This is a genomic window from Ilumatobacter coccineus YM16-304 (assembly GCF_000348785.1).
GTDB lineage: Bacteria > Actinomycetota > Acidimicrobiia > Acidimicrobiales > Ilumatobacteraceae > Ilumatobacter_A > Ilumatobacter_A coccineus.
Genome location: NC_020520.1, coordinates 2,011,561 through 2,037,787, shown reverse-complemented (window position 1 = coordinate 2,037,787; position 26,227 = coordinate 2,011,561). Strand labels below are relative to the sequence as shown.

Below are 26,227 nucleotides of genomic sequence, written 5' to 3'. Positions count from 1 at the left end.
TCACCATCCGCCGCGGGTCAGGAAGCAGCTTTTCGCTGGCGGGGCGCTTTGCGCGGCACGAGGGTCGGGTTGACCTTGTCGGTCACCGTCTTGGCATCGATGACCACTTTGCCGATGTCGGTGCGACCAGGAAGGTCGTACATCGTGTCGAGCAGCACTTCTTCCATGATCGCCCGCAGTCCGCGAGCACCGGTCCCGCGGAGCAGCGCCTGGTCGGCGATGGCATCGAGGCCGTCGTCGGTGAACTCGAGTTCGACGTCTTCGAAGCTGAAGATCTTCTCGTACTGCTTGACCAGGCTGTTCTTCGGCTCGGTGAGGATCGACACGAGCGCTTCCTTGTCGAGGCTGCGCACGGCGCCGACCATCGGCAGACGACCGATGAACTCCGGGATCATCCCGAACTTGACGAGGTCTTCGGGCAGCACCTGCGCGAACAGTTCGCCCGGGTCGCGGTCGACCTGACTGCGCACATTGCCGTTGAAGCCGACGCCCTTGTGACCGATGCGGCTCTCGATGATCTCTTCGAGACCGGCGAACGCCCCACCGAGGATGAACAACACGTTGGTCGTGTCGATCTGGATGAACTCCTGGTGCGGGTGCTTGCGACCGCCCTGTGGCGGCACCGATGCCTGCGTGCCCTCGAGGATCTTGAGCAGCGCCTGCTGCACGCCTTCACCCGACACGTCACGCGTGATCGACGGGTTCTCGCTCTTGCGGGCGACCTTGTCGATCTCGTCGATGTAGACGATGCCCGACTCGGCGCGTTTGACGTCGAAATCGGCCGCCTGGATCAGTTTGAGCAGGATGTTCTCGACGTCTTCGCCGACGTACCCGGCTTCGGTGAGTGCGGTGGCGTCGGCGACGGCGAAGGGCACGTTGAGCTGCCGAGCGAGCGTCTGCGCCAGGTGCGTCTTGCCGCAACCGGTCGGACCGAGCATCAAGATGTTCGACTTCTGCAGTTCGATGTCGTCGCGGGCCTTGCCCACCGATTGACCGGCATCGTTCTGGTGCTCGATGCGGCGGTAGTGGTTGTACACCGCCACCGACAGGATCTTCTTGGCATCGTCCTGCCCCACGACGTAGTCGTCGAGGTAGGCGCGCACTTCACGTGGATTCGGCAGGTTGTCGAAGCTGACGTCGGCCGTCTCGGTCAACTCTTCTTCGATGATCTCGTTGCAGAGATCGATGCATTCGTCGCAGATGTAGACCCCAGGGCCAGCGATCAGCTTCTTGACCTGCTTCTGGGACTTGCCACAGAACGAGCACTTCAGCAGTTCTCCGGTGTCACCGAATTTCGCCACGTTTGAATCCTCAGTCTCGCTCGTCGTCAGTCGTTCGTCGTTGGCCGGAGCCAGGCCTCACATTGTGCCTCACGAGGCGGCGCCGTGTGGGGACCGTGACGATCTTGTCAGTTCTGGAGCTCCGTGTCGCACCGTTTCGTGCGACTCGACCGTCCGATCAGCGGATCGGACCGCCGCGATCGATCGCTTCGCGAGCGGAGATCACTTCGTCGATGATGCCATATTCGAGCGCGGCCTGCGCTTCCATGACGAAGTCACGGTCGGTGTCTTTGTTGATCTGCTCGATCGGCTGGCCCGTGTGCTTCGAGAGGATTCCGTCGAGGATCTCACGCATACGCTGGATCTCGTTGGCCGCCAACTCGAGGTCGGTGACCTGTCCGTAGCCGACCTGGCCCGAGGGCTGGTGCAGCAACACACGGCTGTGCGGCAGCGCCAGACGCTTGCCCTTCGTGCCGGCTGCGAGGATGACCGCAGCCGCCGACGCGGCCTGGCCGAGACAGATCGTGGCGATGTCGTTCTTGATGAACTGCATCGTGTCGTAGATGGCGAACAGCGCTGTGATGTCGCCACCCGGGCTGTTGATGTAGATGTTGATGTCCTTGTCGGGGTTCTCCGACTCGAGGTGGATCAACTGCGCCGCGATGAGGCTGGCGACGGTGTCGTCGACCGGCGTCTGCAAGAAGATGATGTTCTCCTTGAGCAGCCGGCTGTACAGGTCGTAGGAGCGTTCGCCGCGAGCGGTCTGCTCGACGACGTTGGGAACCATGTAGTTGCGTGCTTCGAGATCCATCAGGCGTCCTCTGCGGTAGCTGCTTCTGTGGTTGCTTCGTCGGCGGCCGGTTCGTCGGCCGCGTCGTGGTCGTGCTCGTCGTGATCGTGCGTGTGCCCGATCAACGCGTCGGCGTCGATGGCATTGCCGGCTTCGTCGACGTACTCACAGCCGTGGACGAGGACGTCGAACGCCTTCGACTTGACGATCTGGGAGATCAGCTCGGGCACGGCGTCGTTCTGCTCGTAGGCCTTGCGGATGTCTTTGGCCTTCTGGTTGTACTGCATGGCCATGCGGGCGTATTCGCGCTCGAGTTCGTCGTCGTCGACGGTGATCTCTTCGGCAACGGCCACCGCACGGAGGGCGAGGTCGACCTTGACGGCCTGTTCGGACTGGCCTCGCATGCCTTCGATGAAGCTCTCGGGGTCTTGGCCCGTTGCCTGCATCCACTGCTCGAAATCGATGCCCTGCGACTGGAACTGCTGGATCGTGCCCTGCACCCGCTGGTTGAGGTCGGCGTTGACGAGCGACTCCGGCGGGTCGATGTCGACGAGCTCGGCGAGCGCATCGTTGATCTTCGTGCCGGCCTGCTGGCGGGCGACGCTCAGCTTCTGCTCGGCGAGGGATTCACGGAGGCTCTCGGTCCACTCGGCGACGGTGGCGAACTCGGTCATGTTCTCGTCGACCCACTCGTCGGTGAGTTCGGGGAGTTCACGGGTCTGGACGACCTGGACCTTGACCACGAAGTCGGCCGGCTCCTCGGTGCCCTTCGGCGTGGAGGTGAAGGTGAGCTCGTCGCCGGCGGAGGCGCCGGTGAGCTGCTCGTCGAAGTCGTCGGTGACCCAACCCTGGCCGATCTCGTACGAGAAGTCTTCGGTGTTGAGGCCGATGACCTCGTCACCGTTGCGTTCGGCGGCGATGTCGACGATGACGAAGTCACCCGACTCGGCGGGACGCTCGACGGGTTCGAGCGACGCCTCGCGAGCGAGTTCCTGCTCCTGGGCGGCGGTGATGTCGTCGTCGGACACTTCGACCGACGGCAGTTCGATGCGCAGGCCGTTGTAACCGGGGACGGTGATGATCGGACGGACCTCGCAGGTGGCGTCGAACTCGACCGGTCCCGATTCCTGGCCTTCGGTGATCTCGACTTCGGGCTGAGCGATCAGGTCGACGTCGTGCTCCTTGACCGCCTGGGCGAGATAGTTCGGCACCGCGTCACGCAGCGCCTGCTCGCGAGCAGGCCCCATGCCCACGCGGGCTTCGAGCACCTTGCGAGGCACCTTGCCGGCTCGAAAGCCCGGCAGGTTCACCTCCTTGGCGATCACCTTGAATGCCTTGTCGATGTCTTTGTCGAACTCCGACTCATCGACTTCGACGTACACCTTGACTTTGTTGTCCTCGAGGACTTCAACCGAGCTCTTCACAGATCCCCGAGGCTATCTGTGATGAGTGATTCGCCCTCCCGTGATCGTCATCGGACCCGAATGGGCGACGTGATCGACGGCTGTTTCGGACGATCGTGCGCCCAAATCGTGCATTTGCCACCGGAACGAGACAGAATGACAGCGATGGAGTACTGGAAGCCGCACAAGCTCGCCTCCCCGCACGAGGGTCAGATCTTCCTGAAGATCAACGACAAGGTGCGCTCGACCGCCGAGATCCACGGGGTTCCGGTCGGCACCGAGGGCAAGGTGCTGCTGGCCAACGGGTTCAACTGGCAGCGCTACCGCGTGCTGTTCGAGAACGGCGCCGAAGTCGGCGACCTCGACCACCGCAACATCGAGCCGATCGGGCGGACCGCCAAGCGTCTCGCCAAGCTCGCCGCCAAAGCCAACCGCTGACATCGCGCCAACAGGCGCCAAGAGGTCGCCGTCCAAGCGAGTCGACGCGCCAGCGGCCGTGAGCCGATCGTGACGTCGCTCAGCCGATCGTGACGACGTGCGGGAGCAGGCGTTCGAGCGCTCTGCCGTGTGCGTCGACTTCGTCGCTCGACATGTCCGGGCGCCCTTCGATCAGGATCGATCGACACCCCACCACCTGAGCCGACCAGCTCTCTCCGCCGCCGCCCACGAGCACGAGATCGCGATGGTCGAGGCCGACGGTCTCCGACCACAGCGCCGACCACCACGCCGGCGTGTTGGGCATCGACACCGTGTAGCCGAGCGGTTGGTGCACCCAGATCGTGAGGTCGGGACGTTCGTCGGTGATCATGCGCGTGATCGCCTGCGTCTCGGGCTCGGAGTTGGCCTCGACGCCACCTTCCGGGTCGAAGAAGCGCCACGGGAAGTTGCGGTTGAGATCGATGTCGTTGGCGTTGTTGCGAGTCCCGGCTTCCCAGCCGTCGGGGTTGAGGCGCGGGATGATGGTCAGGTGCAGGTCGGCGGGCACCTCGACTCGGCCGAATCGTTCGGCGAGCACGTCAGCGGCACGTTCGTCACCGTGGATACCGCAGATCACCACGACCCGACGGAGCGAACTCGTCGGCAGATGGTCGGGCAGCGCGTCCCACCGCTCGATCGGACGCCCCTCCACGCTCGTCCCCAGCAGGCTGCGCGACCAGCCGGTCGCTCCGATCGGCGCTCCGTTGCGGACGGCCGGCTGGTCGACACGAGCCCGGGTCCCGGCGCGAGACAACCGAGGTGCAGGTCGCGTCGTCGCCCGAGCGCCGGCACCGGCGATCACCGCCCCGACGACGGCGACACCCGACGCCACCACGTGGCGCCGTGTCATCGTCCGTCGTCTCACGGGAGCCGACGATATGGCACCCGAACGTCGACGACCCAGCCAGGACCCCGAACGCGGCACCGCCCGCTCTCGAGCACGAGAACGGGCGGCGTCGGTGTTCGGCTGACCGCGAGGTCACCTCATCGCAGGAACTCGATCAGCCCGGGCGCAACTCGGTACCGGCGACGAGGTCGATACCGGACAGCGACGGGATCACGTTGACGAGTTGCTCGCCGTCCCATCGCTCGATGCTGACTTCGGCGGCGCAGACCGCAACGTACGGCGTCGGTGCGGCGCTGCAGTTGAGAGGCGCACCGCCGAACGTCGAGGCACTGCCGTCGGTCGCGGCGAACGCATCGGCGATCGCCTGACCGTCGACGTCACCGTCGATGCCGTTGGCGATCTCCCAGATGTTCATGACCGCTGCGAATCCGGCGGCCCCGAAGCCCTTGTTCATGTCGGCTTCCGACATGCCGTACTGAGGCGCCTTCTCGCGATACGTCAGGACGTTCTCCAGATGGTCGCCCTCGAGACCCTCGGGGTTGGCCAACACGCCGCCGACGTTGCCGATCATGTAGAGCCCCTCGGCGAGCGGTCCGGCGGCGCGCATCGCGTCGAAGTCGATGCACGAACCCGACATCACCATCGGCGTCTCCTCCGGGCTCCAGCCGATACGACCCATCGCATCGACGAGGTTCCAGCAGTCGGCGCCCTGCGCCGAGAAGATGATCACATCCGGATCGAACGCGAGCACTTCGGTCGCCTGCGGTGTGAGGTCGGCCGACGCCGGAGCGACCGGCACGCCGATGTACGTCAGGTCGGGGCGCTCACCGGCTCGAACCGAATCACCCGGCTCGGTGCCGTTGATCACGTCGACCGGTTTCGCTTCGAGGTCGTTGTAGCAGACCACGCCGGGAGGCGTGTCGGCCCACGGAATACCGACTCGTTCGACGGTGATGTCTTCGAACTCCTCGATCTGGTTGGTCGCGAACTCGACGAGCCCGGTGTGGGCGCCGAGGCAACCACTTCCGATCGCGAACGCACCTTCGGTGGTGAAGTCGGCAATCGTGACCGGCGTGGTGACGATGACCGGGATGTCGGAGCCCTTGAAGATCTCGTAGAAGTTGCCGAAGAAGTTGATGGTCGAGATGACCATCTCGACCTCGCTGGCAGCGAGTTCGTTCGCGCATCGCTGCGAGTCGTCGGGCGAGATCACGCTCTTGCAGAGCTCGATCTCGATCGGTCGTCCTCCGATTCCGCCGAGCTCGGCGTTGACGTAGTCGGCGGCCGCTTGGATACCGAGCGACGCTTCCGGGAACGATCCGTTCGGGTCGCCCTCGGGGTTCTGCACACCGATCTTGATCGGTTCGCCGGTCGCTTCACCGGACGGTGCCGGCTCATCGGTTTCTTCGGCCGGTTCTTCCGCCGACTCTTCGGCGGGTTCGTCGGTTTCAGCGGGTGGCTCTTCGGCCGGTTCTTCTGCTGGCGTCTCTTCGACTTGCTCGGCTGCAGTCTCGGGCGGGTCGCCGCCCGCGTCGTCGTCGCTTCCGCAGGATGCGGCGACGAGTCCGAAGACGCACCCGAGAGCAATGAGCGCACGTGACGTACGCCGTGGTGAATGTTTCATGTTGAATCCCCTGTTCAGATGAAGCCATCGACAACTGGTGCTGCCCTGGCCGACGCGGACCCCCCGGTCCGTGTCGAGTGTCACACTATGTCGTGGCCTCGATCAGGAAAGCGTCAGACGAACTGACGTCTTTGGCGTGCCAACACAACCGACCCCGGACGCGACACCACCTGCCCTCGCGAACGAAGGCAGGTGGCATCGAATCCTGTCGGCGTGTTTGCCGTCAGCTCATGTTCAGCCCGGACGGAGTTCGGTTCCGGCGACGAGGTCGACGCCGGAGATCGACGGCACGACCGTCTCCAGCTGCTCGCCGTCCCAGCGCTCGATGCTCTGTTCGGCAGCGCACACCGCAACGTAGGGCTCGGGCGCCCCGGCGCAGTTGAGCGGCGCACCACCGAAGTTCGGCGTGCTGCCGTCGGTGGCCTTGAACGCCTCGGCGATGGCATCGCCGGTCACGTCACCGTCGACGGCGTTGGCGACCTGCCAGATGTTCATGATCGCCGCGAACCCGGCAGCGCCGAAGCCCTTCGTCATGTCTTCCGGCGCCATGCCGTACTGCGGAGCCTTCTCGTTGTAGGTCTCGACGTTGGCGAGGTGATCGCCGGTGAGCCCCTCGGGGTTCGCCAGGATGCTGCCGACGTTGCCGATCATGTAGAGACCGACCGCGAGGTCGCCGGCGGCACGCATGGCGTCGAAGTCCGTGCAGGAGTTCGACATCACCATCGGCGTCTCCTCCGGTGTCCAACCGATGCGACCGAGCGCATCGACGAGGTTCCAGCAGTCGGCGCCCTGGGCCGAGAAGATGATCGCGTCGGGATCGAACGAGAGCACTTCGGTCGCCTGCGGCGTGAGGTCGGGCGATGCCGGAGCGACCGGCACACCGATGTACGTCAGGTCGGGCTGCTCACCGAAGCGAGCCGAATCACCCGGCTCGGTGCCGTTGATGACGTCGAGCGGCTTGGCTTCGAGGTCGTTGTAGCACACGACGCCCGGCGGGGTGTCGGCCCACGGGACGCCGACACGCTCGACCGTGATTCCTTCGAAGTCGTTGATCTGGTTCGTCACGAACTCGACCAGTGCGGTGTGCGCACCGAGGCAACCGCTGCCGATGGCGAAGGCTCCTTCGGTGGTGAAGTCCGCGATCGTCACCGGCGTCGTGACGACGACCGGAATGTTGGAGCCCTGGTAGATCTCGTAGAAGTTGCCGAAGAAGTTGATCGTCGAGATGACGAGATCGACGCCGCTCGCCGACAGTTCGTTTGCGCACCGCTGCGAGTCGTCGGGTGAGATCACGCTCTTGCAGAGCTCGATCTCGATCGGACGACCACCGAGGCCGCCCAGCTCGGCGTTCACGTACTCCGCTGCTGCGAGAATGCCCGCCGACGCCTCGGGGAACGAGCCGTTCGGGTCGCCCTCCGGGTTCTGCACGCCGATCCGGAACGGCTCACCGGTCGCCTCGCCGGAAGGTGACGGCTCGTCGGTCTCGTCGGCTGGCTCGTCCGCCGGCGCATCGGTCTCCTCGGCCGGCGCGTCGGTCTCCTCCGCCGGCTCGTCGGTTTCCTCGGCCGGTGATTCCTCTGCCTGTTCGGCCGCGGTCTCCGGCGCCGACGAGTCGCCGTCGTCGTCGCTTCCGCAAGACGCAGCGACGAGCCCGAAGACGCAGCCGAGTGCAACGAGCGCACGAGACGTGCGCCGTGATGAGTGTTTCATGTGTGAATTCCCCTGTTCAGATGAAGACGACGACAGCTCCTGCTGCGCCTCCGACCCGGACCCCCCGGCCCGTGTCGGAGGTCACCCTAGAACGCGCCGCGGCCACGATCAGAGTCGGACGGACGGCCTCGCAACACCTCGTTCCATCAGGCGTCGATCATCTTGTCGGGGCACGATTCAGCGGCCGCGGAGCTCCTTGCGCAGGATCTTTCCGGCCGCACTCTTCGGAATGGCCTCGACCACTTCGAGCTGCTGGATCTGCTTGTAGCTCACGAGGTGCTCGCTGACGAGCGCCTGGATCTCGTCGAGGGTGATCGTCTCGCCGGGCACCGCGCTCACGAACGCCTTGGGCACCTCGCCGGCTTCGTCGTCGGGAACACCGATCACGGCGACGTCGGCGACCTTCGGATGCGTGATGATGAGCGCTTCGAGCTCGGCCGGTGCGACCTGGAATCCCTTGAACTTGATCAGCTCCTTCAGCCGGTCGACGATCGTCATGTGCCCGAACTCGTCGATGATCGCGACGTCGCCGGTGTGCAACCACCCGTCGTCGTCGATCGTGGCGGCGGTCGCGTCGGGGTTGTTGAGGTACCCCGTCATCACCTGCGGGCCGCGCACCCAGAGCTCACCGCGCTCGCCGACCCCACGATCCTCACCGGTGTCGGGATCGACGATGCGGCTCTCGGTGTTCGACACGGTGACCCCACTCGTGCCGGGCCGGTAGTCACCCTCGACCGTGCAGTGGCTCACCGGGCTGAGCTCGGTCATGCCGAACCCCTGCACCACTTCGCAACCGAGGCGGGCAGCGGCTTCGGCCGCGAGTTCGGCGCCGAGCGGAGCAGCGCCCGAGAAGATCTGGCGGATCGACGACGTGTCGTAGTCGCCGACGATCGGCGCTTTGGCGAGCCCGAGGATGATCGGCGGCACGGCGAAGAAGCGGGTGATCTTCAACTCCTGGACCGCGGTGAGCGCTTCGACCATGTCGAATCGCGGCATCGACACGGTGGTGACGCCGTTGGCGAGCAGACCGTTCATCAGCACCTGCATGCCGTAGATGTGGAAGAACGGCAGGGCGGCGAGCGCCACTTCGTCGTCGGTGTACTTGATCGCGTGGATGCACTGTTCGATGTTGGCCACGAGGTTGCGATGCGTGAGCATGACGCCCTTCGGCAGCCCGGTGGTGCCCGACGAGTACGGCAGCACCACGGTGTGCGTGGCCAGGTCGACCGACACCTGCTCGATCGGTTCACCGAAGACGTCAGCCATCCCGGTGGTACCCGGTGCGGCGTCGCCGATGACGATCACCTCGGTCACGTCGGTCCCTTCGATCGCCGACAGTGCGGTGTCGACGAACGGCCCGACGGTGAAGAGCAGCGTCGCTCCGGCGTCCTGGAGTTGGTGACGGACCTCCTCGGGCCCATAGGTCGGGTTGATCGTGGTGACCGCTCCCCCGGCGACGGCGACGCCGTGGAACACGACGGCGTACTCGGGGAGGTTCGGCGCCATCAGTCCGACGACCACGCCAGGCTGCACACCCCGCTCGGCCAGACCGCCGGCCAGCGAGTGGATCGCCGCGGAGAGTTGGGTGTAGGTGTACGAACTGGTTCCGGCCGCATCACGGATCGCGACTCGGTCGGCCAGTTCGTCCGCCCGCCGCAGCACGTGCTGCGTGATGGTGACCTCGGGGATCTCGACGTCGGGAAGCGGGCTCGGGTGAATGATGGTGGTCACGGTGTCCTCGATCTCGTGGCGGTGCCCGCGGCATCGGTGCCGGTGGCGTCGGTGCGACCGACAATACCTGCGACGACACGCCGATCGCCTCGACGACCGAACCGCGATCGCGCTACTCGGGCGACGCTCCGACCGCCCACGGGATCTCGCACGATTCCCCCGTGACGACCAGCTCGTGCACCACCGCGTTGCGGTGGGCTCCGGCTGCCCACGACGGGAAGACGGCGGAGTACAGACCACTTCCACCAGCGACGAACAACACGATGTCGTCGGAGCGTCGCACGGCGTGGATCGGGTCATCGTCGTCGCCGGGCCGGATGAACCCCGTGTTCAGCGACCGGAGATGGCCGCGCGTGTTCACCGCGAGTCGCTGGAGTTCGCACCGCACGTCGGCTCGCGACATGCCTGCCCCGGCGAGCACGTCGGCGTGTTCGGGGTTGAGCGCGACGGCGACGGCACCTGCACCGAAGTTGGCGTTGTTCGAGCCGGTGTTGGCGATGACGGCGGCGAGCGCTCGCAACAACCGGTTCGGCGAATCGGGGTCGTCGGCGTCGTTGGTGAACACCACCGAGTGCGGTGCCTCAGCGCCGAGGATCGTCACCGTCGAGTCATCCGGGCCGTAACCGAGCGTGTGCGACCACGGTTCCCAGGGCGACGACCGTTCGTCTTCCGCCAGGCACAGACCGAACTTGCCCGGGTGCCCCAGCAGGGCCATGTCGGACACACCCGGGCGAGCGTCTCCGATGTTCATCATGCACAACCGGATCGCACGGCCGATCGAGGCGTTGGCCCGGTGCCCCGGGCCGAGTGCGCCGAAGCCTCCGACGATGTCGCAGTGGTTGACGACCGGCCCGTTGACGATGGTCAACGGCGCGGTGCTGTGCGTCGTGGACTGCATCTCGCCGAGATCGAACTCGGGCTGCAACAGCGCTCTGATCGCTGCCACCACGACCGGAACGTGATCGGGGAGGCACCCGGCCATCACCGCGTTGATGGCGACCTTCTCGATCGTCGCCGCACCGCCACCCGGGCCCATCTCACCGAGCAGCGTGTCACCGTCGAGACCGGAGGCGAGCACGAGGCGCTCGACACGTTCGCGAGTCGGGATCACCACGGGGAGGCCGTCGGTACACCCCGACGCATGCAGCACCTCGAGCGCGTCGGCCTCGTCGGCAGCGGTCATGATCGACGCGCTCATGCCGGTTCGACCGCGTCGTTGTCGGGACGTGCGTCACCACGCAGCACGTCGACGATGCGTCGGGCGAACGCATCGGCGACCTGCCCCATCGCGTCGTGGCCGGTGCCGGCCACCGGGTGAGGGAGTCGAAGCCGCGGGATGTCGGGCATACCCGCCGACCGGGCGACGGAGTCACCCTGCATCCAGAACTGCTCGGTCACCAGAGCGACCGCTGCTCGACCTCGACGAGCCACCTCGATTCCGTCACGCACGGTGCCGGAAGTACAGCTGCCTCAATGCCCGTAGGCGGCCACGACCGCGGAACACGAGTCGGCGATCGTCGACAGGTGCTCCGGGCTGGCGAGCGCACTCGCATTGCCCTTGTTCAGGTGCAGGAAGCGAACACCGGGCAGCTCTCGGGAGAGCGACGACTCGACGTGCTCGAGAAAGGCCACCGAGTCCGGAAAGCCGTTGGCGAACAGGGCGATGGTGTCGCCGTCGACCAGGTCGGTGGTGAGATCGTACGACTCCATCTCGCGAGTCGGCACACCGCGTGGATCCAGGAACTCCATCCCCCCACGTTCGCATTCGGCCCCGGCACGCGACGAGTCGGCCCACCGCGGCCACCTGCCCGGCGACTCGGCCGACGGACGGCGCCGCGACGCACGCACCACGGACCGACGTCACCGTGAGACAGAGTTCACGAATAGTGAGATTCCAAGCGTTTGCACCGCTACCCTCGGTGAGATTCCCGTACGCTGTGTCGTAGGGAGGACCTGGATGCAAACGGACGCACACCCCGTGCTGCGAGCACGACGAATCGAAGCGCCCGTCGTGTTCCTGATCGTCTACGCGCTCTATGTCATCGGCGGAAGCCTCGCCTGGTGGACCATCAACGCGTCGGGACTCTCCGCGGTCTTCTTCCCGCCGGCAGGGATGACGGTCGTCGCCTTCCTCGCGCTGCCGCGCCGCGATTGGCCCGTCGTCGTCGCTGCGGTCGTCGCCGGCGAGATCACCACGGGACTGACCGTCGGTCGCTTCGACAACATGGCGTCGCTGCTCGGCTTCAGCGCGGCCAACTTCATCGGCCCGCTCGTCGGGGCGATCGTCGCCGGGCGCCTCCTGCATCGCTCCCCTGGTTCTCGAACGTTGCCCGATCTCGGACGCCGACGGGATCTCATCGTGTTCACGATTGCCGCCGTGGCGATCGGCCCGTTCGTGTCGTCGGTGATCGGCGCGCTCACGGCGTGGTGGCAGTTCGGCTCCCCGGTCACCTCGGTCGGACCGCAGTGGTGGTTGGGCGATGCGCTCGGCGTCGCGGTGGTCGCGCCCGCGTTGCTGGCATGGAACGCCACGACGGGCCCTCGGCCGTGGCGCGGCCCAGCAGCTCTGATACTGCTCGCCAGTGTGTGGATCGGCACGGCGATCACGCTCTTCGCCACCGATCTCCCACTGATGTTCCTCGTGCTCGGCGCACTGATCGTCGCTGGCGCCTCGTTCGACGTTCGAACCGTCGCCGTGATCGGCATCGCCATCGCCATCATCGTCGGAATCTCGCTGTCGACCGATCCCGACGGTCTGGTCGTGGGTCTTGCTCCCTCGACGGCACTCACCACGCTGAAGCTGCAGTTCCTGGTGTTCGCGATGACCGCCTACTTCGTGGCTGCCGAGACCAACGAAGCGGCGATCGCCACGGCCGACGTCAAGCGCCGTCTGGAGACCGTCGAAGATCTCCAAGGGCTCCTTCTCCCGCCGCGCACCATGGCCGGTCAGGGTTTCCGCGTCCGTGGCGTGTACGACGCCGCGATCCAAGACGTCGGAGTCGGTGGCGACTGGTATGTCGTGCGGCCGACCCAAGACGGCCGCCTCGTGTTCGGCGTCGGCGACATCGTGGGACACGACCTCAAATCGGCACGGGCGATGGTGGCCGTGCGCAGTGGTCTGATTCTCGAGGCTGCGATCAATCCGGAGCCGGCACGCCTGCTGAGCAAGCTCGACGGCTTCTCCCAGATCGAACCGTCGATTCGCTTCTCCACGGCGTGGATCGGGGTCTTCGACCCGGATGCTCGCACGCTGGAGTACGCCTGCGCCGGGCATCCGCCACCCGTGCTCGTTCTGCCCGATGGATATCGACGGCTCGATGGCGCGAACAGCGCATTGATCGGCCTGCCGCAGGGTGAGCGCTGCACCGCCACCGTGGAGGTGCCGTTCGGTTCGGCCCTCGCCATGTACTCCGATGGCCTCGTCGAGACCCGTGACGAGACGATCGACCACGGACTCGATCGGTTCGAGCAGGCCATCTCGACGCACGGCCTCGAGCCGGAGGGACTCATCGAGGCGATGCTGTCGGGCCGCAGACGCGACGACGACACCATTCTCGCGGTGATCGACCTCGACTACGCCCCGGTCGGCGACTGGGACGAGGGCGACATCAGCGGCGACAGCCAGAGCGACGTCGAGGGCCCGTGGAAGCGCACGTTCCGCGGCCGCGAGCGCCGCCCGACCCCCGCAAAGTAACTCCCCACGCGACCACATTTGGCCTGGGCAGAAATCACCCCCACGCGACCACATTTGGCCTGGGCAAAAATCACCCCCACGCGACCACATTTGGCCTGGGCAAAAATCACCCCCACGCGACCACACTTGGACTGGGCAAAAATCACCCCCACGCGACCACATCGAGCCTGGGCAAAAATCACCCTCACGCGACGACATCGAGCCTGGGCAGAAATCGCCGTCGGGTGGTGGGTTCCTGGCTCGCGAGGGTGATCACTACGCTCGCCGCATGAGCAGTCCCGACCTCGCCACCGCCACCACCGTGCAACTGATTCGGGCACTCGAGCGGCGCGAGGTGTCGAGCGTCGAACTGCTCGAGGGCATGCTGGCGAACATCGAGCGGATGAACCCCGCCGTCAACGCGGTCGTGGCGACGGACCTCGAACGAGCCCGTGCCGAGGCCACCGCAGCCGACAACTCGCGAGCAGCAGGCGAGAAGTGCGGTCCGTTGCACGGCCTGCCGATGACGATCAAGGACTGCTACGAAACGCTCGATCTCGTCACCGCAGCCGGCGATCCGCAACACGCCGACCACCTGGCCGACCGTGACGCCGACGTCGTCCGACTGCTCCGTCGGGCGGGAGCCATCGTCTGGGCGAAGACGAATGTGCCGTACATGGCCGGCGACCACCAGACCTACAACGACGTCTACGGCGTGACCAACAACCCGTGGGACCTCACACGCACGGCCGGCGGATCGTCGGGCGGCGCTGCCGCGGCGGTCGCCTGCGGGTTCACCACGGCCGAAGTCGGCAGCGACATCGGCAACTCGATCCGCCAACCCGCCAGCCTCAACGGCGTGTTCGGCATCAAGACCACCCACGGTCTGGTCTCGGGCCGCGGCCACATTCCCGGTCCGTCCGGCTCACTCACGTCGAGCGACCTCGGCGTGTTCGGACCGCTCGGCCGATCGTGCGGGGATCTCCGGCTGCTCCTCGAGGTGTTGACCAACTCGGTCACCGCGTTCGGTGGCATCCCCGGCGCCGAACTCCCGCGCTTCGAACAGCAGCCCGACATCGCCGACCTCCGCATCGGCGTGTGGTCGGACGACGAGATGGCACCCGTCGACAACTCGGTGAAGGACCTCATCGAAGCAGCGGCCAGTCGCCTCGCCACCGAGGGCGCCCGGGTCGACCCCGAGCTCCGTCCGTCGATCGCCTCTGCCGACCTCCATCGGACCTACATGCGGCTTCTCAACTCGACGTTGTCACCAGGAATCCCCGGCGCCATGTGGGAGAGCCTGGTGGCGAAAGCGGGAGACTCCGACGCGGTCGTCGACGACGATGGCGTGATGTTCGCCCGCGACACGACGCTGTCGCACCGAGGCTGGTTGTCGGCGAACGAGCAGCGAGCGCATGCGCAACGAGCGTGGGCCGACGTGTTCGACAAGGTCGACGTCGTGATGGCGCCGGTGCTTCCGGTGGCCGCGTTCCCTCACGACATCGAACGCCCCTACGGCAAACGCACGTTCAGCGTCAACGGCGCCGACGCGCCGTACCGCGGCATCCTGTTCTGGGCCGGCCTGGCGACGATGCCCCACCTCCCGTCGGTGGCGATTCCGATCGGCCACACCGACGACGGTCTTCCGGTCGGCGTGCAACTGATCGGGCCGAAGTGGTCCGATCACAAGATCATCAGCATCGGCGAAGAGATTAGCTCGGTGCTCGGCCAGCGCTTCGCTCCCCCGCCGCTCGTCGACGCCTGAGGTCCGAACGGCCGGGCACCGCTCGGCCCACTCACATCTCGAGACGCGCACGCCGACGCGCCTCGGGCGTCGGACGGGGCACCACCGTCAGGTTCGGCGTTCGATCGGACGGCGACGGAGCGGACGCCGGTCGCGGTCGCCTACTCGACACGGCGACGATCGGGCGGTCGCCCTGTCGCTCGCGAACGACCTTCTCGACGAACGGCGACGTCATCGCCCTGAGTACCGCCGAGTATCCGGGCTCGAACCTGATCTCGTCGCCGGGCACGACACGAGCCTCGGTTCGGACCACGAGATGGTCGCTGCTGGCAGCGAGCACGGTCACCCCGGTTGGGCTGCGAAGATCGTCGGGGTCGATGTCTTGACGGCCGGCGGCGACGATGGTCTGCCAGATGGCGGGTGGCGACACTACGACGACGTGGCGAAAAACGTCGCGGCACCTGGTCACATCAACCGCCGGTCAGCGCCGACGAGAACGTGATACGTTGGGCGCTTCACCGACTCACCGGGGACCTCTTCTGACGCTCGACGCGTGACGTCGACACGATGCGGTCGCCTCCTCTGAGCCCTTGCTCACAGGAGACGCAATGTCGCAACGACCTCACCGAACCGGGCCCGATTCCGGAACACCCAGAGATCCGGAGGTTCCCAGGACTCTCGAGACGAGCGACAGCGCCGTCGCGTCACGATCGACGATGATCGGCCATCCGTGGATCCGCCTCGTCGGCGAGCGGTCGGCGACCGACCTGACCGAGCGCGAGCAAGCAGCCTGACCTCGACGGCATCCGGCACGCCCGCATGCCGTCGCCCGGGCGGCCGACGCGCCGACCCGTTCCAGTCGAACCAACGACCAGGTCACCCGACCTCGAGTCGACAACGAAGGAGCACCTCATGGCCAAGTCACCACAACGTCGAGACAGCAAGAAGGTCGGCAAGACCCTCAAGGAGAAGCGGGAAGCGAAGCGGGCCAAGTCAGCGCCCAAGCCGCTCGAACGCTGAGAGGCGATTCGCCCATCGGCGAGTCGCCGCAACATCGATCCATCGACCCAGGAGAGAACCATGTCTGAGCCCACACCGTTCGTCCGACCGACCCCTCCGCCGCTTCGACAGTGCGCTCGTTGCCGACTGCACTTCCCGATGTCGGTGGCGGCCCCACCCGCTGGGGCACACGACCCGTGGTCGTGTGCCGGTTGCTCCGACGTCGAAGCGTCTGACCGTCGCGTCACCGAGGCCGCCGGCACGCCGGGCGGAGCGAGCAGCGCACGATGATCGCCGCCTATTGGAACGCACTCCGAGTCGGCACCGAGGTGCACGTCCACGACGATGACGATCGAGGATTCGCGCTCAGTACGGGCACCGTCTCGTCGATCGAGAGCCGACCGGGTTCGAACTCGGTCACGGTGCGCCTGTCCGCGGCCGACGGCACCACCCGCCTGGTCCGTCCGAAACGACTGGCGGTGCACCTCGGTGCTCGCGATCTTCACGACGAGTGCTGGCGGTGCGGCCTCCGGCAGTGACCGGCGGATTCCCCGCCCCCGTCGACATCTGACTTCTTTCCGATTTTGGTTGCATGTTGAAGTATTGCCCATAGTATTTACTTCACTGTTTAACCAATGGCCGACAGTCGTCGGTCGACGATCAGAAAGAACACCCTCATGAATCTCACCTTGTGGATCATCGCCGGACTGCTCGCCTTCGCCTTCGCCGGCGCCGGCCTGATGAAGCTCACCACGTCGAAAGCTGACCTGCTTCCGAAGATGCCGTGGGTCGCCGACGTCTCCGAAGCCCAAGTACGCGGCATCGGCGCCATCGAACTCCTCGGCGCCATCGGGCTGATCCTCCCCCCGATGGTCGACATCGCCCCTGTCCTCGCTCCAATCGCCGCCGTCGGTCTCGCACTGACCATGGCAGGCGCCGCCATCGTTCACATCCGTCGAGGCGACGGCGTTGCTGCTGCCGTGCCTGCCATCGTGCTCGGCGCGCTGTCCGTCTTCGTCGCCACCATGCGCTTCGGTGCCGAGTCGTTCTGACCGACAGCCCTCCGTTCATCCCGGACCGCACTCGAACAGGAGTCGACACATGACCACGCACCAACTCCCCACCTACTTCATCAACCATGGCGGCGGCCCGTGGCCGTGGCTCGACTCCACGGCCATGCCGGTCGACTTCGCTCGTCTCGCCGATTCGCTCCGAGCGATACCCGAAGAGATCGGCACGAAGCCGTCGGCGATCCTGGTCGTGTCGGCGCACTGGGAAGCGCCCGAGTTCACCGTCCAGACCTCGCCGAACCCGCCGATGATCTATGACTACTACGGGTTTCCGAAGCACACCTACGAGATCCAGTATCCGGCACCCGGGGCGCCGGCGATCGCTGACCGGGTCGTCGAACTACTGACGGCAGCCGGAATCGTGGCACACACCGATGACGCCCGGGGCTTCGATCACGGCGTGTACGCGCCGATGCACGTCGCGTTCCCCGACGCCGAAATCCCGGTCTTCCAACTCTCTCTCCGCGCCGGACTCGACCCAACTGAACACCTCGCGGCAGGACGCGCACTCGCACCGCTACGCGACGAGAACGTCCTCATCATCGGCAGCGGAGTACCCAGCTATCACAACATGAGGGTGAACAACGTTGCCGTCGAATCGGCGGCATTCGACGCCTGGTTGACCGAGACGATGGTCAACAGCAGTGCCGAAGCTCGCGTCGAGCGCCTGCTCGCGTGGGAAGACGCACCGTTCGCCCGCGTCGCCCACCCGCGCGAGGAACACTTTCTCCCCGGCATGGTCGTGATCGGCGCTGCCGGTGATGATCCAGGGCACCGCAACTATCACGAAGAACGCGTCATGGGCTGGCTGTGGAGCTCCGGATACCGCTTCGGTCCAACACGAGCGGCGTGAAGTCGGGGAGAATCAGGAGATGACCGACGGCGACGACACGCGATGGCTCGATGACGAGGAGCGCGCAGCCTGGATCGGGCTGATGACCGTGTTCTTCCGACTCCCGGCCGCTCTCGACCGACAGCTCCGACGCGACGCCGGCATCACGCATTTCGACTACCAGGTCATGGTCATACTGTCGCAGACCGCCGAGCGAACCCTCCGCATGAGCGAACTCTCGGCGTTGACCGAGGGGTCGCTCCCCCGCCTCTCGCAGGTCACGTCACGACTCGAGAAGGCAGGATGGCTCGCCCGTCGCCCCGATCCCGACGACGGCCGGTCGACCCTCGCCACCTTGACCGACGCGGGCTTCGAGGCACTCGCGGCCGCGGCACCAGGACACGTCGAGGAGGTCCGCCGTCTGGTCTTCGATCCGCTCACGCGCACTCAGGTCCAGCAGCTCGCCCGAATCACCGACCGGATCCTTCGATCGCCGGACGGCGTCCCCGACACACGCCCCCGCGACCTTCGTTGAGAGCTCGCCGTCCGGCGGCCCGCCGGGCCCGACGTTTCGAACATCTGTCGAAGTTGTAATCTCTGCAGATGAGCGATTCCGTGTATCGGGCCAAGGCAGAGTTCTTCAAGGTCCTGGGTCACCCGGTACGGGTCCGGGTGATCGAAGTGCTCGCCGGAGGCCCACGATCGGTGTCGGCGATGCAGCCCGACGTCGGTGTCGAATCGGCGCACCTCTCGCAACAGCTCGCGATCATGCGGCGAGCAGGCATCGTGGGCGCCGAACGACAGGGTTCGTCGATGATCTACTCGGTGCTGGATCCGCAGATCTTCGAACTACTCGGCGTGGCGAAGCAGATCATCATGACCCGCCTGGCGAACGACGGCGAACTGCTCGCCGACATGGACGCTGTGAGCTACGAGCAGCGCCGATGACCGCCGACGACTCCAGCGCGACCGGCCGGAACGGCGGGTGACCCTGAACGAGATGTCGAACAAGCGCGACCGGCTCACGAGACGACGCCAACGCCGTCTCCGGGAAGAACTCGTCGACGCCGGCATCGCACTCCCCGCTGCACAGGGGCTCCGACGCTCGCTCATCGAGGAACTCGACTACGCGAGGTTCCCACCACTACACGAGGGCGTGTTGCACGCGTACGGCGCCGTGCTCGTCGACCCGGAGATCGACGCCCCCGACTTCGACGGAACGTTCACCACCACCGAGGTCACCGAACCCGTGGTGCTCCGTCGCCTGGCCGACGGTCGCCACTCCTTCGTGCTGCGCCACGGCGAATCGGCATCGCTGCTCCTCGTCGACACGCCCCACGATCGCGAAGCCGAACTCGTTCGGCTGCGCAAGAAGAGCAATCACGCCTCGACTGCGGTGGTGCAGCGGCGGGACAACGGCACCGTGCGTGTGATCGGTCCGGACGGACTGTTCATCTGGGACGGCGCCCGTTGGTGGGCCAAGCCCTACGCCGCCCCGTTCGCTCGGGCCGTGCTCGATGCCGTCCCGAATGCTCCGGGTGAGATCCTCGACAGCCTCCTCGACTTCTGCGTCCACACCATGAGCCCCGCCGATGCCGGCGCCTGTCTGGTCTGGGCACTCGATGCCGATTCGCTCGACGGCGTCACCGGCCTCAACCCGCTGCGGCCGCCGACGCCGATCCCTCACCTGTCGTTCAGCGAGTTGGCGAAGCGTGCGGCGATCCGGCAGTTGCTCGCTCAGGTCGACGGCGCCGCGGTACTCAACCGGTCAGGCCATCTGGTCGCGATCGAAGCCCATCTCCGCTCGTCAGCGCAGAGCCACGTCAGCGTGGTGCTCGATCCGACGCACGGCACACGTCACGCCGCGGCGCGCCGCTACTCGTTCGACCACCAGGAGCGCATCGTGTTCGTGGTGTCGCGAGACGGACCGGTCACCGTGTACGTGGGCGGCGACGAGATCGCCGCGATCCAACAGAGCACCGAGGACCACGAAGCACCGCCCGACGTCGACGACTGAGTCATCGGCCCGGTCGCTGCTTCCCCACCCCCACGGAGCGCTACGCACCTGCGACGGGCCGCTTCGACGAGACGAGACTCCGGAAGCGACCGGTCGACACGGCGACGAAGATGGCGACCGTCGACACGGCGAGGACGCTCAGGCCGACGACACGCGCTGCGGTCGAGAGGTCGACGTCGGCGACGGCGAGCAACATCGCCCCGGCGCTGGCGACCCAACCGGCGGCAGCGACCGGCAGCGCGACCCGCTCGACGTGCGTGAGTTCGGGATCGCTCGCCACCGCCGTCGACGGGGCGCCGTCGTCGCGCATCGCCTGCTCGATCCAGCGAACCGGAGACGTGAGCGCGAGGACGAGGATCGGCGCCCAGACCAATCCGATGCCCGCCATCCACACCGAGTTGGTGACGCCGAGGCCCACCGACGAATCGAGTCCGCTGACGACCGCGTCACCGCAGTACACGGCGACCGCTGTTGCCAACACGGCGAGCACCGCCTTCACGTAGCGGAGCACGATGCTCCTGAGCCGCAGCCCGTGCCGCACCATGCCGTACTCGATCTTCGCGACCTCGTCGAGCAGCGGGCGGGGATGGGACGCCGCCAGTTCGAACAGCCCGTCGGCCCGCCCGAGGTCGTCTCCTCGGACGTGTGCCTGCGTGGCGCTGTACGCGTCGAGTTGACGGTCGATGCGCGCCCGCGACGTGTCGTTGCTCGGGACGAGCAGTTCGACCACCCACGGCGCACGACGCGACCGTTCGAGCTCTGCCGCAGCCGAAGGCCCCAGTTCGTCTCCGGGCAGTCGCAGGGCGGTCAACGTGAACCGTGGGGTGAACGTCTCGCGTCCGCTCCCGAGGTGGTTCGCATGGAAGTAGAACCGGGTCAGGTCGGCGAACAGCAGCCACAGCGCGAAGCCAGGCACGCCGAGGATCGCCAGCACCATGACACCGAGCAGTCCATCCGACAGCGTGAACTCGCCGACAGCGAGTGCGCGAAGGATGCCGGTGATCGAGTCGCGGGCCACCACGGGCAGCACGACGAGCAGACCGGCACCCGAGAGCAGGCCGACCGCGATGCGGTGGAACGTCGAGATGCGCACCTCGCAGCGGGCCACGAACGCCCGTGCCGCAGCTCGCTCGTCTGGGGTGAGCGCCGCGCGCTCCTGTCTCTCGCTCATCGTCAGCGAGCCTCCTGACCTTATGATCTGTCGATTTCATAAGATCATATAGACCGCAACCACAACCGAAGCAGATGACCACGACCGGCGAGCCGCGGTGACGGTGATGGTCGCCGTGATGATGAAGAAGACGACGGAAGCGAGCGACCTGTCGTGTCGATACGGTCACGGGCGTGAGCGACAACGGATGGCTGAAGCTGATCGACGAGAACCCCGGGCACTCGGCCTGGTACATCGAACGGTTCCGGACGATGGCCGACGAAGGACGGGACCTCGACGGCGAGGCCCGCCTGATCGATGCGATGGCCGAACGCGGTGCACGCATCCTCGACGCCGGGTGCGGGCCGGGACGAGTCGGCGCTCGGCTCATGGCCCTCGGGCATCAGGTGGTCGGCGTCGACCTCGACCCCGAACTGATCGACGCCGCCGAAGCAGACCATCCCGACGTCACCTGGCTCACCCGCGACCTCTCCACACTCGATCTGCCGAGCGACGGGATCGCCGAACCGTTCGACGTCATCGTGTCGGCAGGAAACGTGATGACGTTCCTCGACCCGGCGACACGACGCGACGTGCTCCGTCGCTTGCGCAGCCACCTGGCACCCGACGGGCGGCTGGTCGTCGGCTTCGGCGCCGACCGCGGATACCCGTTCGACGAGTTCTTCGCCGACGCCGAGGCAGCAGGGCTCGTGACCGAGTTGCGGTTGGCCTCGTGGGATCTCCGACCGTTCGACGCCGACTCGTCGTTCCTGGTCGCCGCGCTGCGCTCCGCCTGACGAGGAGATTCGCTCACGCCGCTCCGGCGCAACGGCGAACTCGAGCGGGGCTACATCATCCCGAGTTCGAGACGCGCCACATCGGAGAGGCGCGAGGCATCCCATGGCGGATCGAACACGAGGTTGACCTCGACCGACTCGACGTCGGGAATGGCGGCAACGGCGTCACGAAGGTCGAGACGCAGGATGTCGCCCATGCCACAGAACGGCGCTGTGACCGACATGTCGATCTCGACACGCCATCCGCCGCTGTCGAGCTGCTCGGTGTCGACCCGATACACGAGCCCCAGCTCGACGATGTCGACCGGAATCTCGGGGTCGTACACCGTGGTCGCAGCTTCCCAGACCTGGTCGACGCTGAACGGACCGCTGTAGTTCGCCGACGGCGCAAGGGCTGCATCGATGAATCCGAACTCGACGGAATCGGCCGGCGAGAGCCTGGCCATCGCCCCATCGCTGGTCGTGACCGTGGCGTTGGCACCGAGGGCCTGCTGCAGCGTGACGCGATCGCCGGCGGTGAGCACACGCCGGTGCCCGTCGGGCACCACCGTGACCTCGACATCGCGAGGCAGGGTGAAGCCCTTGGTCTTGCCGACGCTGACCGGCTGATCAGACATCGTCACGTCCGAGGCGACGCATGATCCACGAGCGCACCGCGGCGATCTCGACCTCGTCGACGACCTGGTCGGCGAACCCGTTGATCAACAGGCGCCGAGCCTCGTCGACCGCGATGCCGCGGCTTCGCAGGTAGTACATCGCCGTGTCGTCGAGCTGACCGACGGTCGCGCCGTGTTTGCAGGCGACTTCGTCGGCGAGGATCTCGAGACGCGGCTGGGTGTTGATCTCGGCCCGATCGGAGAGGATCAGGTTGTCGTTCGACTGCTCGGCATCGGTGCCGTCGGCTCCTGGCCGCACGTCGATGCCGCCGCTGAACACGCCGGTGCTCGAATCGTCGAGCACACCGCGATACGTCTGGCGGCTCGTGCAGTTCTCGGCCGAGTGGATGACGTCGATCTGCTGGTCGAGCACCTGATCGCCGGCGCCGAAGAACAGTCCGGAGAGGTCGGCGTGCGCACCGGCTCCCGTGAGGTCGACGTCATACGAGGCACGGCCGTACGAGGCGCCGAGGTTGAACGAGCGAGCGTTGAACGTGCTGCCAGCCGCCTGACGCACGGCGACGTGGCCGAGGTGCACGTGGCTCGACGGCACGTCCTGGAGCAGGATGTGCTCGAGCGTCGCCGCCTCGCCGATGTCGATGGTGGTGCGGATGTTGGAGCCACCGACGCCGTCACCGGCGCCGATCCGCGTCTCGACGACCGTGGCCGAACTGCGGGCTCCGAGTTCGATGACCACGCCGGTGCACGACGCGTTGTGCGACTCGTCGGGGACCTCGACGTCGACGATCTGGATCGGCACGTCGAGTTGCACGTCGTCGGCGATGCGCACGACGGCGCCGTCACCGCCGAACGCGAGGTTGAGCGCCATGTAGGCGTCGGTGATCTGGTCGGCGTCGAGGTCGAAGTGCGCAGCGACGACTTCGGGATGCTCGCGACGTGCGTCGGCGAGCGCGGAGAGGTGCAGACCGTCAGGACCGCTGGTGGTCGAGAGGGCGAGATCGACCACGCCGTTGACGATGACGATGCGTGGTCCGTCGAGCGCCGGCACCATCGCGTCGATGTCGGGGACGCCACCCGTGAGCGGGACCGGCGGACCGAACGACAGCGCGTCGAGCGAGCGGTGCGGCGCGTACCGCCACGCTTCGTCGCGACGTGTGGGGTATCCGTGTGCCTCGACCCAGTCGAGTGCGGCGGTCCGCACGGCCACGACGGGGTCGACGGCCGCTGGGGCTCCCGTCACGACGGGGCTCCGGCATGCGGTCGATCGGGCGCGTCGTCGAGTGCATGGTTGACGAAGTCGGCGTACCCGTGCTCTTCGAGGTGCAGCGCGAGCGTGTGGTCGCCCGACTGGACGATGCGACCGTCGACGAGGACGTGCACGAAGTCGGGCTTGATGTAGTCGAGGAGGCGCTGGTAGTGCGTGATGACGATCATCGAGCGCTCGGGACCGCGGAGTTCGTTGACGCCGCTGGCGATGATCCGCAGCGCGTCGATGTCGAGACCGGAGTCGGTCTCGTCGAGCACGGCGAGGCGCGGTTGCATGAGCGCCATCTGCAGGATCTCGTTGCGCTTCTTCTCACCACCGCTGAATCCGGCGTTGACCGCACGGTTGAGGAAGTCTTCCTTCATCTCGACGAGCTCCATGGCCTCGTTCGCGAACTTCAGGAAGTCACGTGCGCTGATCTCGCCGTCGCCACGCGAGCGGCGCACCGAGTTGAGGGCGGTGCGCAGGAAGTACATGTTGTTGACGCCGGGGATCTCGACCGGGTACTGGAAGCCGAGGAACACACCGGCGGCGGCGCGCTGCTCGGGTTCCATCTCGAGCAGGTCGGCACCGTCGAGGGTGACCACGCCGGAGACGTCGTAGCCGTCGCGTCCGGCCAGGGTGTGCGCGAACGTGCTCTTGCCCGACCCGTTCGGGCCCATGATCGCGTGGACTTCGCCGGCCCCGACCTCGAGGTCGATGCCGTTGAGGATCTGTTTGTCGCCGATGGCGGCGGTGAGGTTTTCGACGTGCAGCATCAGCCGACACTTCCTTCCAGGCTGACGCTCAGCAACCGCTGAGCTTCGACGGCGAACTCCATCGGGAGTTCGTTGAACACTTCGCGACAGAAGCCGTTGACGATCATCGACATGGCGTCCTCTTCGGTCATGCCGCGCTGTCGGCAGTAGTACAACTGGTCTTCGCCGACGGTGGAAGTCGACGCCTCGTGCTCGACCTGCGCGCTGGTGTTCTTGACTTCGATGTACGGGATCGTGTGCGCCCCGCAGTCCTTGCCCAGCAGCAGCGAGTCGCACTGGGTGTAGTTGCGGGCGTTGTCGGCCGAGCGGAGCACCTTGACGAGCCCGCGGTAGGTGTTCTGGCCGTGGCCGGCGGAGATGCCCTTCGAGATGATCGAACTCGTCGTGTCTTTGCCGATGTGGATCATCTTGGTGCCGGTGTCGGCCTGCTGGCGCTTCGACGACAGTGCAACCGAGTAGAACTCGCCGACCGATCGATCGCCCTGCAGGATGACGCTGGGGTACTTCCAGGTGATCGCCGAGCCGGTCTCGACCTGCGTCCACGAGATCTTGGCGTCGGTGTGCGCACGCCCTCGCTTGGTGACGAAGTTGTAGATGCCGCCGACGCCGTTCTCGTCGCCGGGGTACCAGTTCTGGACGGTCGAGTACTTGATCTCGGCGCGGTCCTTGGCGACGAGTTCGACGACGGCCGCGTGGAGCTGGTTCTCGTCGCGCTGCGGGGCGGTGCAGCCTTCGAGGTACGACACGTGGGAATCGTCTTCGGCGACGATGAGCGTGCGTTCGAACTGCCCGGTGTTCTGCGAGTTGATGCGGAAGTAGGTCGAGAGCTCCATCGGGCAGCGGACGCCCTTGGGGATGTAGCAGAACGAGCCGTCGGAGAACACCGCCGAGTTGAGCGCGGCGAAGAAGTTGTCGCGGACCGGCACGACGGAGCCGAGGTGCTCGCGCACCAGCTCGGGGTGGTCGTGCACCGCTTCGGAGAACGAGCAGAAGATGACGCCGGCTTCGGCGAGGGTCTTCTTGAACGTGGTGGTGACCGACACGGAGTCGACGATCGCGTCGACGGCGACGTTGCTGAGCAACTTCTGCTCATGGAGCGGAATGCCGAGCTTGTCGAACATGTCGCGGATCTCGGGGTCGACGTCGTCCATGCTGTCGAGCACGGGCTTCTTCTTGGGCGCGGCCCAGTAGCTGATGGCCTCGTAGTCGATCGGAGCGATGTCGAGCTTGGCCCAGTCGGGCTCGGGCATCTCGCGCCACGCCTCGTAGGCCTTGAGCCGCCATTCGAGCAGCCACTCGGGCTCGTTCTTCTTCGCAGAGATCAGGCGGACGACGCTCTCGTCGAGCCCGGGCGGTGCGATGTCGGTGTCGAGCTCGGTGCTGAAACCGAATTCGTAGTCCGCCGAGGTCAGCTCCTCGATGGTCTTGGTGCTCTCACTCATCG

Annotated in this window: 25 protein-coding genes; 10 read left to right on the top strand and 15 right to left on the bottom strand. The window is 66.4% G+C overall.

All coding sequences use genetic code 11. From position 1 onward, the window contains the following. Positions 1-17 precede the first annotated feature (17 nt). The 3 genes from clpX to tig all read right to left on the bottom strand — a co-directional run bounded on the left by clpX (position 18) and on the right by tig (position 3,494). The gene (clpX, locus tag YM304_RS09175; protein ID WP_015441393.1) at positions 18-1,301 is read right to left on the bottom strand and encodes an ATP-dependent Clp protease ATP-binding subunit ClpX; all 1,284 of its coding nucleotides are present in this window, start codon (positions 1,299-1,301) and stop codon (positions 18-20) included. A gap of 157 nt (positions 1,302-1,458) precedes the next feature. After that, positions 1,459-2,091: an ATP-dependent Clp protease proteolytic subunit gene (locus YM304_RS09170; RefSeq protein WP_015441392.1), complete on the bottom strand. Its 633-nt coding sequence runs from the start codon at positions 2,089-2,091 to the stop codon at positions 1,459-1,461. Continuing rightward, positions 2,091-3,494, bottom strand: coding sequence for a trigger factor (gene tig / locus YM304_RS09165; protein WP_015441391.1), 1,404 nt, complete (start codon positions 3,492-3,494; stop codon positions 2,091-2,093). The genes YM304_RS09170 and tig overlap by 1 nt, the downstream gene beginning before the upstream one ends. Positions 3,495-3,638: 144 nt before the next feature. Between tig and YM304_RS09160 the strand changes: the two genes are divergently transcribed. After that, complete coding sequence (locus YM304_RS09160; protein ID WP_041298149.1) at positions 3,639-3,911, top strand: hypothetical protein; 273 nt, start codon at positions 3,639-3,641, stop codon at positions 3,909-3,911. Between the two features lie 79 nt (positions 3,912-3,990). On the opposite strand, the gene YM304_RS22310 is transcribed toward YM304_RS09160, so the two are convergent. From YM304_RS22310 to YM304_RS25710, 6 genes are all read right to left on the bottom strand, one after another. Further along, positions 3,991-4,800 carry a M14 family zinc carboxypeptidase gene (locus YM304_RS22310; protein WP_015441389.1) on the bottom strand — a complete coding sequence of 270 codons (810 nt, stop codon included), beginning with the start codon at positions 4,798-4,800 and terminating at the stop codon, positions 3,991-3,993. Positions 4,801-4,951: 151 nt separating this feature from the next. Next, positions 4,952-6,421 (bottom strand): ABC transporter substrate-binding protein, encoded by a 1,470-nt coding sequence (locus tag YM304_RS09150; protein ID WP_015441388.1) that lies wholly within the window; start codon positions 6,419-6,421, stop codon positions 4,952-4,954. Between the two features lie 234 nt (positions 6,422-6,655). Beyond that, positions 6,656-8,131 (bottom strand): ABC transporter substrate-binding protein, encoded by a 1,476-nt coding sequence (locus YM304_RS09145; RefSeq protein WP_015441387.1) that lies wholly within the window; start codon positions 8,129-8,131, stop codon positions 6,656-6,658. Between the two features lie 177 nt (positions 8,132-8,308). Further along, positions 8,309-9,862 (bottom strand): AMP-binding protein, encoded by a 1,554-nt coding sequence (locus YM304_RS09140; protein ID WP_015441386.1) that lies wholly within the window; start codon positions 9,860-9,862, stop codon positions 8,309-8,311. Between the two features lie 112 nt (positions 9,863-9,974). After that, positions 9,975-11,060: a hypothetical protein gene (locus tag YM304_RS09135; protein ID WP_015441385.1), complete on the bottom strand. Its 1,086-nt coding sequence runs from the start codon at positions 11,058-11,060 to the stop codon at positions 9,975-9,977. Continuing rightward, a complete protein-coding gene (locus tag YM304_RS25710) occupies positions 11,057-11,611 on the bottom strand; it encodes a UGSC family (seleno)protein (protein WP_278337385.1) in 555 nt (184 codons plus the stop codon). Before YM304_RS25710 ends, YM304_RS09135 begins: the two co-directional genes overlap by 4 nt. A gap of 208 nt (positions 11,612-11,819) precedes the next feature. On the opposite strand from YM304_RS25710, the gene YM304_RS22305 reads away from it, so the two are divergent. Together YM304_RS22305 and YM304_RS09115 are read left to right on the top strand one after the other, a co-directional pair. After that, a complete protein-coding gene (locus tag YM304_RS22305; RefSeq protein ID WP_015441382.1) occupies positions 11,820-13,556 on the top strand; it encodes a PP2C family protein-serine/threonine phosphatase in 1,737 nt (578 codons plus the stop codon). 268 nt (positions 13,557-13,824) lie between these two features. Next, the gene (locus tag YM304_RS09115; RefSeq protein WP_015441380.1) at positions 13,825-15,300 is read left to right on the top strand and encodes an amidase family protein; all 1,476 of its coding nucleotides are present in this window, start codon (positions 13,825-13,827) and stop codon (positions 15,298-15,300) included. Positions 15,301-15,331: 31 nt separating this feature from the next. On the opposite strand, the gene YM304_RS09110 is transcribed toward YM304_RS09115, so the two are convergent. Next, entirely contained in the window at positions 15,332-15,709 is a 378-nt protein-coding gene (locus YM304_RS09110) for a hypothetical protein (RefSeq protein WP_015441379.1), read from the bottom strand. Between the two features lie 856 nt (positions 15,710-16,565). Between YM304_RS09110 and YM304_RS09100 the strand changes: the two genes are divergently transcribed. The 6 genes from YM304_RS09100 to YM304_RS09075 all read left to right on the top strand — a co-directional run bounded on the left by YM304_RS09100 (position 16,566) and on the right by YM304_RS09075 (position 20,197). Next, positions 16,566-16,817 (top strand): hypothetical protein, encoded by a 252-nt coding sequence (locus YM304_RS09100; protein WP_015441375.1) that lies wholly within the window; start codon positions 16,566-16,568, stop codon positions 16,815-16,817. 138 nt (positions 16,818-16,955) lie between these two features. Continuing rightward, positions 16,956-17,330 carry a DoxX family protein gene (locus tag YM304_RS09095; RefSeq protein ID WP_015441374.1) on the top strand — a complete coding sequence of 125 codons (375 nt, stop codon included), beginning with the start codon at positions 16,956-16,958 and terminating at the stop codon, positions 17,328-17,330. Between the two features lie 49 nt (positions 17,331-17,379). Then, positions 17,380-18,201 carry a DODA-type extradiol aromatic ring-opening family dioxygenase gene (locus tag YM304_RS09090; protein WP_015441373.1) on the top strand — a complete coding sequence of 274 codons (822 nt, stop codon included), beginning with the start codon at positions 17,380-17,382 and terminating at the stop codon, positions 18,199-18,201. A gap of 19 nt (positions 18,202-18,220) precedes the next feature. Further along, complete coding sequence (locus YM304_RS09085) at positions 18,221-18,715, top strand: MarR family winged helix-turn-helix transcriptional regulator (RefSeq protein WP_015441372.1); 495 nt, start codon at positions 18,221-18,223, stop codon at positions 18,713-18,715. Between the two features lie 68 nt (positions 18,716-18,783). After that, complete coding sequence (locus YM304_RS09080) at positions 18,784-19,128, top strand: ArsR/SmtB family transcription factor (protein ID WP_015441371.1); 345 nt, start codon at positions 18,784-18,786, stop codon at positions 19,126-19,128. Between the two features lie 52 nt (positions 19,129-19,180). Beyond that, the gene (locus tag YM304_RS09075; RefSeq protein WP_154723380.1) at positions 19,181-20,197 is read left to right on the top strand and encodes a diadenylate cyclase; all 1,017 of its coding nucleotides are present in this window, start codon (positions 19,181-19,183) and stop codon (positions 20,195-20,197) included. Between the two features lie 40 nt (positions 20,198-20,237). On the opposite strand, the gene YM304_RS09070 is transcribed toward YM304_RS09075, so the two are convergent. Beyond that, positions 20,238-21,368, bottom strand: a complete 1,131-nt coding sequence (locus YM304_RS09070) for a hypothetical protein (RefSeq protein WP_015441369.1) — start codon at positions 21,366-21,368, stop codon at positions 20,238-20,240. Between the two features lie 173 nt (positions 21,369-21,541). Between YM304_RS09070 and YM304_RS09065 the strand changes: the two genes are divergently transcribed. Further along, positions 21,542-22,144, top strand: coding sequence for a class I SAM-dependent methyltransferase (locus YM304_RS09065; RefSeq protein WP_015441368.1), 603 nt, complete (start codon positions 21,542-21,544; stop codon positions 22,142-22,144). Between the two features lie 50 nt (positions 22,145-22,194). Here the strand turns inward: YM304_RS09065 and YM304_RS09060 are convergent, their stop codons facing one another. From YM304_RS09060 to sufB, 4 genes are read right to left on the bottom strand one after another with little or no spacing between them, the layout of a single operon-like run. Continuing rightward, on the bottom strand, positions 22,195-22,761 hold the full coding sequence (locus YM304_RS09060; protein WP_015441367.1) for an iron-sulfur cluster assembly protein: 567 nt from the start codon (positions 22,759-22,761) through the stop codon (positions 22,195-22,197). Beyond that, positions 22,754-24,001, bottom strand: coding sequence for a Fe-S cluster assembly protein SufD (sufD, locus tag YM304_RS09055; RefSeq protein WP_015441366.1), 1,248 nt, complete (start codon positions 23,999-24,001; stop codon positions 22,754-22,756). The genes YM304_RS09060 and sufD overlap by 8 nt, the downstream gene beginning before the upstream one ends. Further along, positions 23,998-24,783 carry a Fe-S cluster assembly ATPase SufC gene (sufC, locus tag YM304_RS09050; protein ID WP_015441365.1) on the bottom strand — a complete coding sequence of 262 codons (786 nt, stop codon included), beginning with the start codon at positions 24,781-24,783 and terminating at the stop codon, positions 23,998-24,000. The genes sufD and sufC overlap by 4 nt, the downstream gene beginning before the upstream one ends. After that, positions 24,783-26,225 (bottom strand): Fe-S cluster assembly protein SufB, encoded by a 1,443-nt coding sequence (gene sufB / locus YM304_RS09045; protein ID WP_015441364.1) that lies wholly within the window; start codon positions 26,223-26,225, stop codon positions 24,783-24,785. The genes sufC and sufB overlap by 1 nt, the downstream gene beginning before the upstream one ends. Positions 26,226-26,227 lie beyond the last annotated feature (2 nt).

Excerpts from the sequence above, each read along its gene's own strand:
- YM304_RS09170 (WP_015441392.1), bottom strand. The coding sequence starts at position 2,091 with ATGGATCTCGAAGCACGCAACTACATGGTTCCCAACGTCGTCGAGCAG.
- YM304_RS09160 (WP_041298149.1), top strand. The coding sequence starts at position 3,639 with ATGGAGTACTGGAAGCCGCACAAGCTCGCCTCCCCGCACGAGGGTCAG.
- YM304_RS22310 (WP_015441389.1), bottom strand. The coding sequence starts at position 4,800 with ATGACACGGCGCCACGTGGTGGCGTCGGGTGTCGCCGTCGTCGGGGCG.
- YM304_RS09150 (WP_015441388.1), bottom strand. The coding sequence starts at position 6,421 with ATGAAACATTCACCACGGCGTACGTCACGTGCGCTCATTGCTCTCGGG.
- YM304_RS09145 (WP_015441387.1), bottom strand. The coding sequence starts at position 8,131 with ATGAAACACTCATCACGGCGCACGTCTCGTGCGCTCGTTGCACTCGGC.
- YM304_RS09135 (WP_015441385.1), bottom strand. The coding sequence starts at position 11,060 with ATGAGCGCGTCGATCATGACCGCTGCCGACGAGGCCGACGCGCTCGAG.
- YM304_RS22305 (WP_015441382.1), top strand. The coding sequence starts at position 11,820 with ATGCAAACGGACGCACACCCCGTGCTGCGAGCACGACGAATCGAAGCG.
- YM304_RS09115 (WP_015441380.1), top strand. The coding sequence starts at position 13,825 with ATGAGCAGTCCCGACCTCGCCACCGCCACCACCGTGCAACTGATTCGG.
- YM304_RS09100 (WP_015441375.1), top strand. The coding sequence starts at position 16,566 with ATGATCGCCGCCTATTGGAACGCACTCCGAGTCGGCACCGAGGTGCAC.
- YM304_RS09095 (WP_015441374.1), top strand. The coding sequence starts at position 16,956 with ATGAATCTCACCTTGTGGATCATCGCCGGACTGCTCGCCTTCGCCTTC.
- YM304_RS09090 (WP_015441373.1), top strand. The coding sequence starts at position 17,380 with ATGACCACGCACCAACTCCCCACCTACTTCATCAACCATGGCGGCGGC.
- YM304_RS09085 (WP_015441372.1), top strand. The coding sequence starts at position 18,221 with ATGACCGACGGCGACGACACGCGATGGCTCGATGACGAGGAGCGCGCA.
- YM304_RS09080 (WP_015441371.1), top strand. The coding sequence starts at position 18,784 with ATGAGCGATTCCGTGTATCGGGCCAAGGCAGAGTTCTTCAAGGTCCTG.
- YM304_RS09075 (WP_154723380.1), top strand. The coding sequence starts at position 19,181 with ATGTCGAACAAGCGCGACCGGCTCACGAGACGACGCCAACGCCGTCTC.
- YM304_RS09070 (WP_015441369.1), bottom strand. The coding sequence starts at position 21,368 with ATGAGCGAGAGACAGGAGCGCGCGGCGCTCACCCCAGACGAGCGAGCT.
- YM304_RS09060 (WP_015441367.1), bottom strand. The coding sequence starts at position 22,761 with ATGTCTGATCAGCCGGTCAGCGTCGGCAAGACCAAGGGCTTCACCCTG.
- sufC (WP_015441365.1), bottom strand. The coding sequence starts at position 24,783 with ATGCTGCACGTCGAAAACCTCACCGCCGCCATCGGCGACAAACAGATC.
- sufB (WP_015441364.1), bottom strand. The coding sequence starts at position 26,225 with ATGAGTGAGAGCACCAAGACCATCGAGGAGCTGACCTCGGCGGACTAC.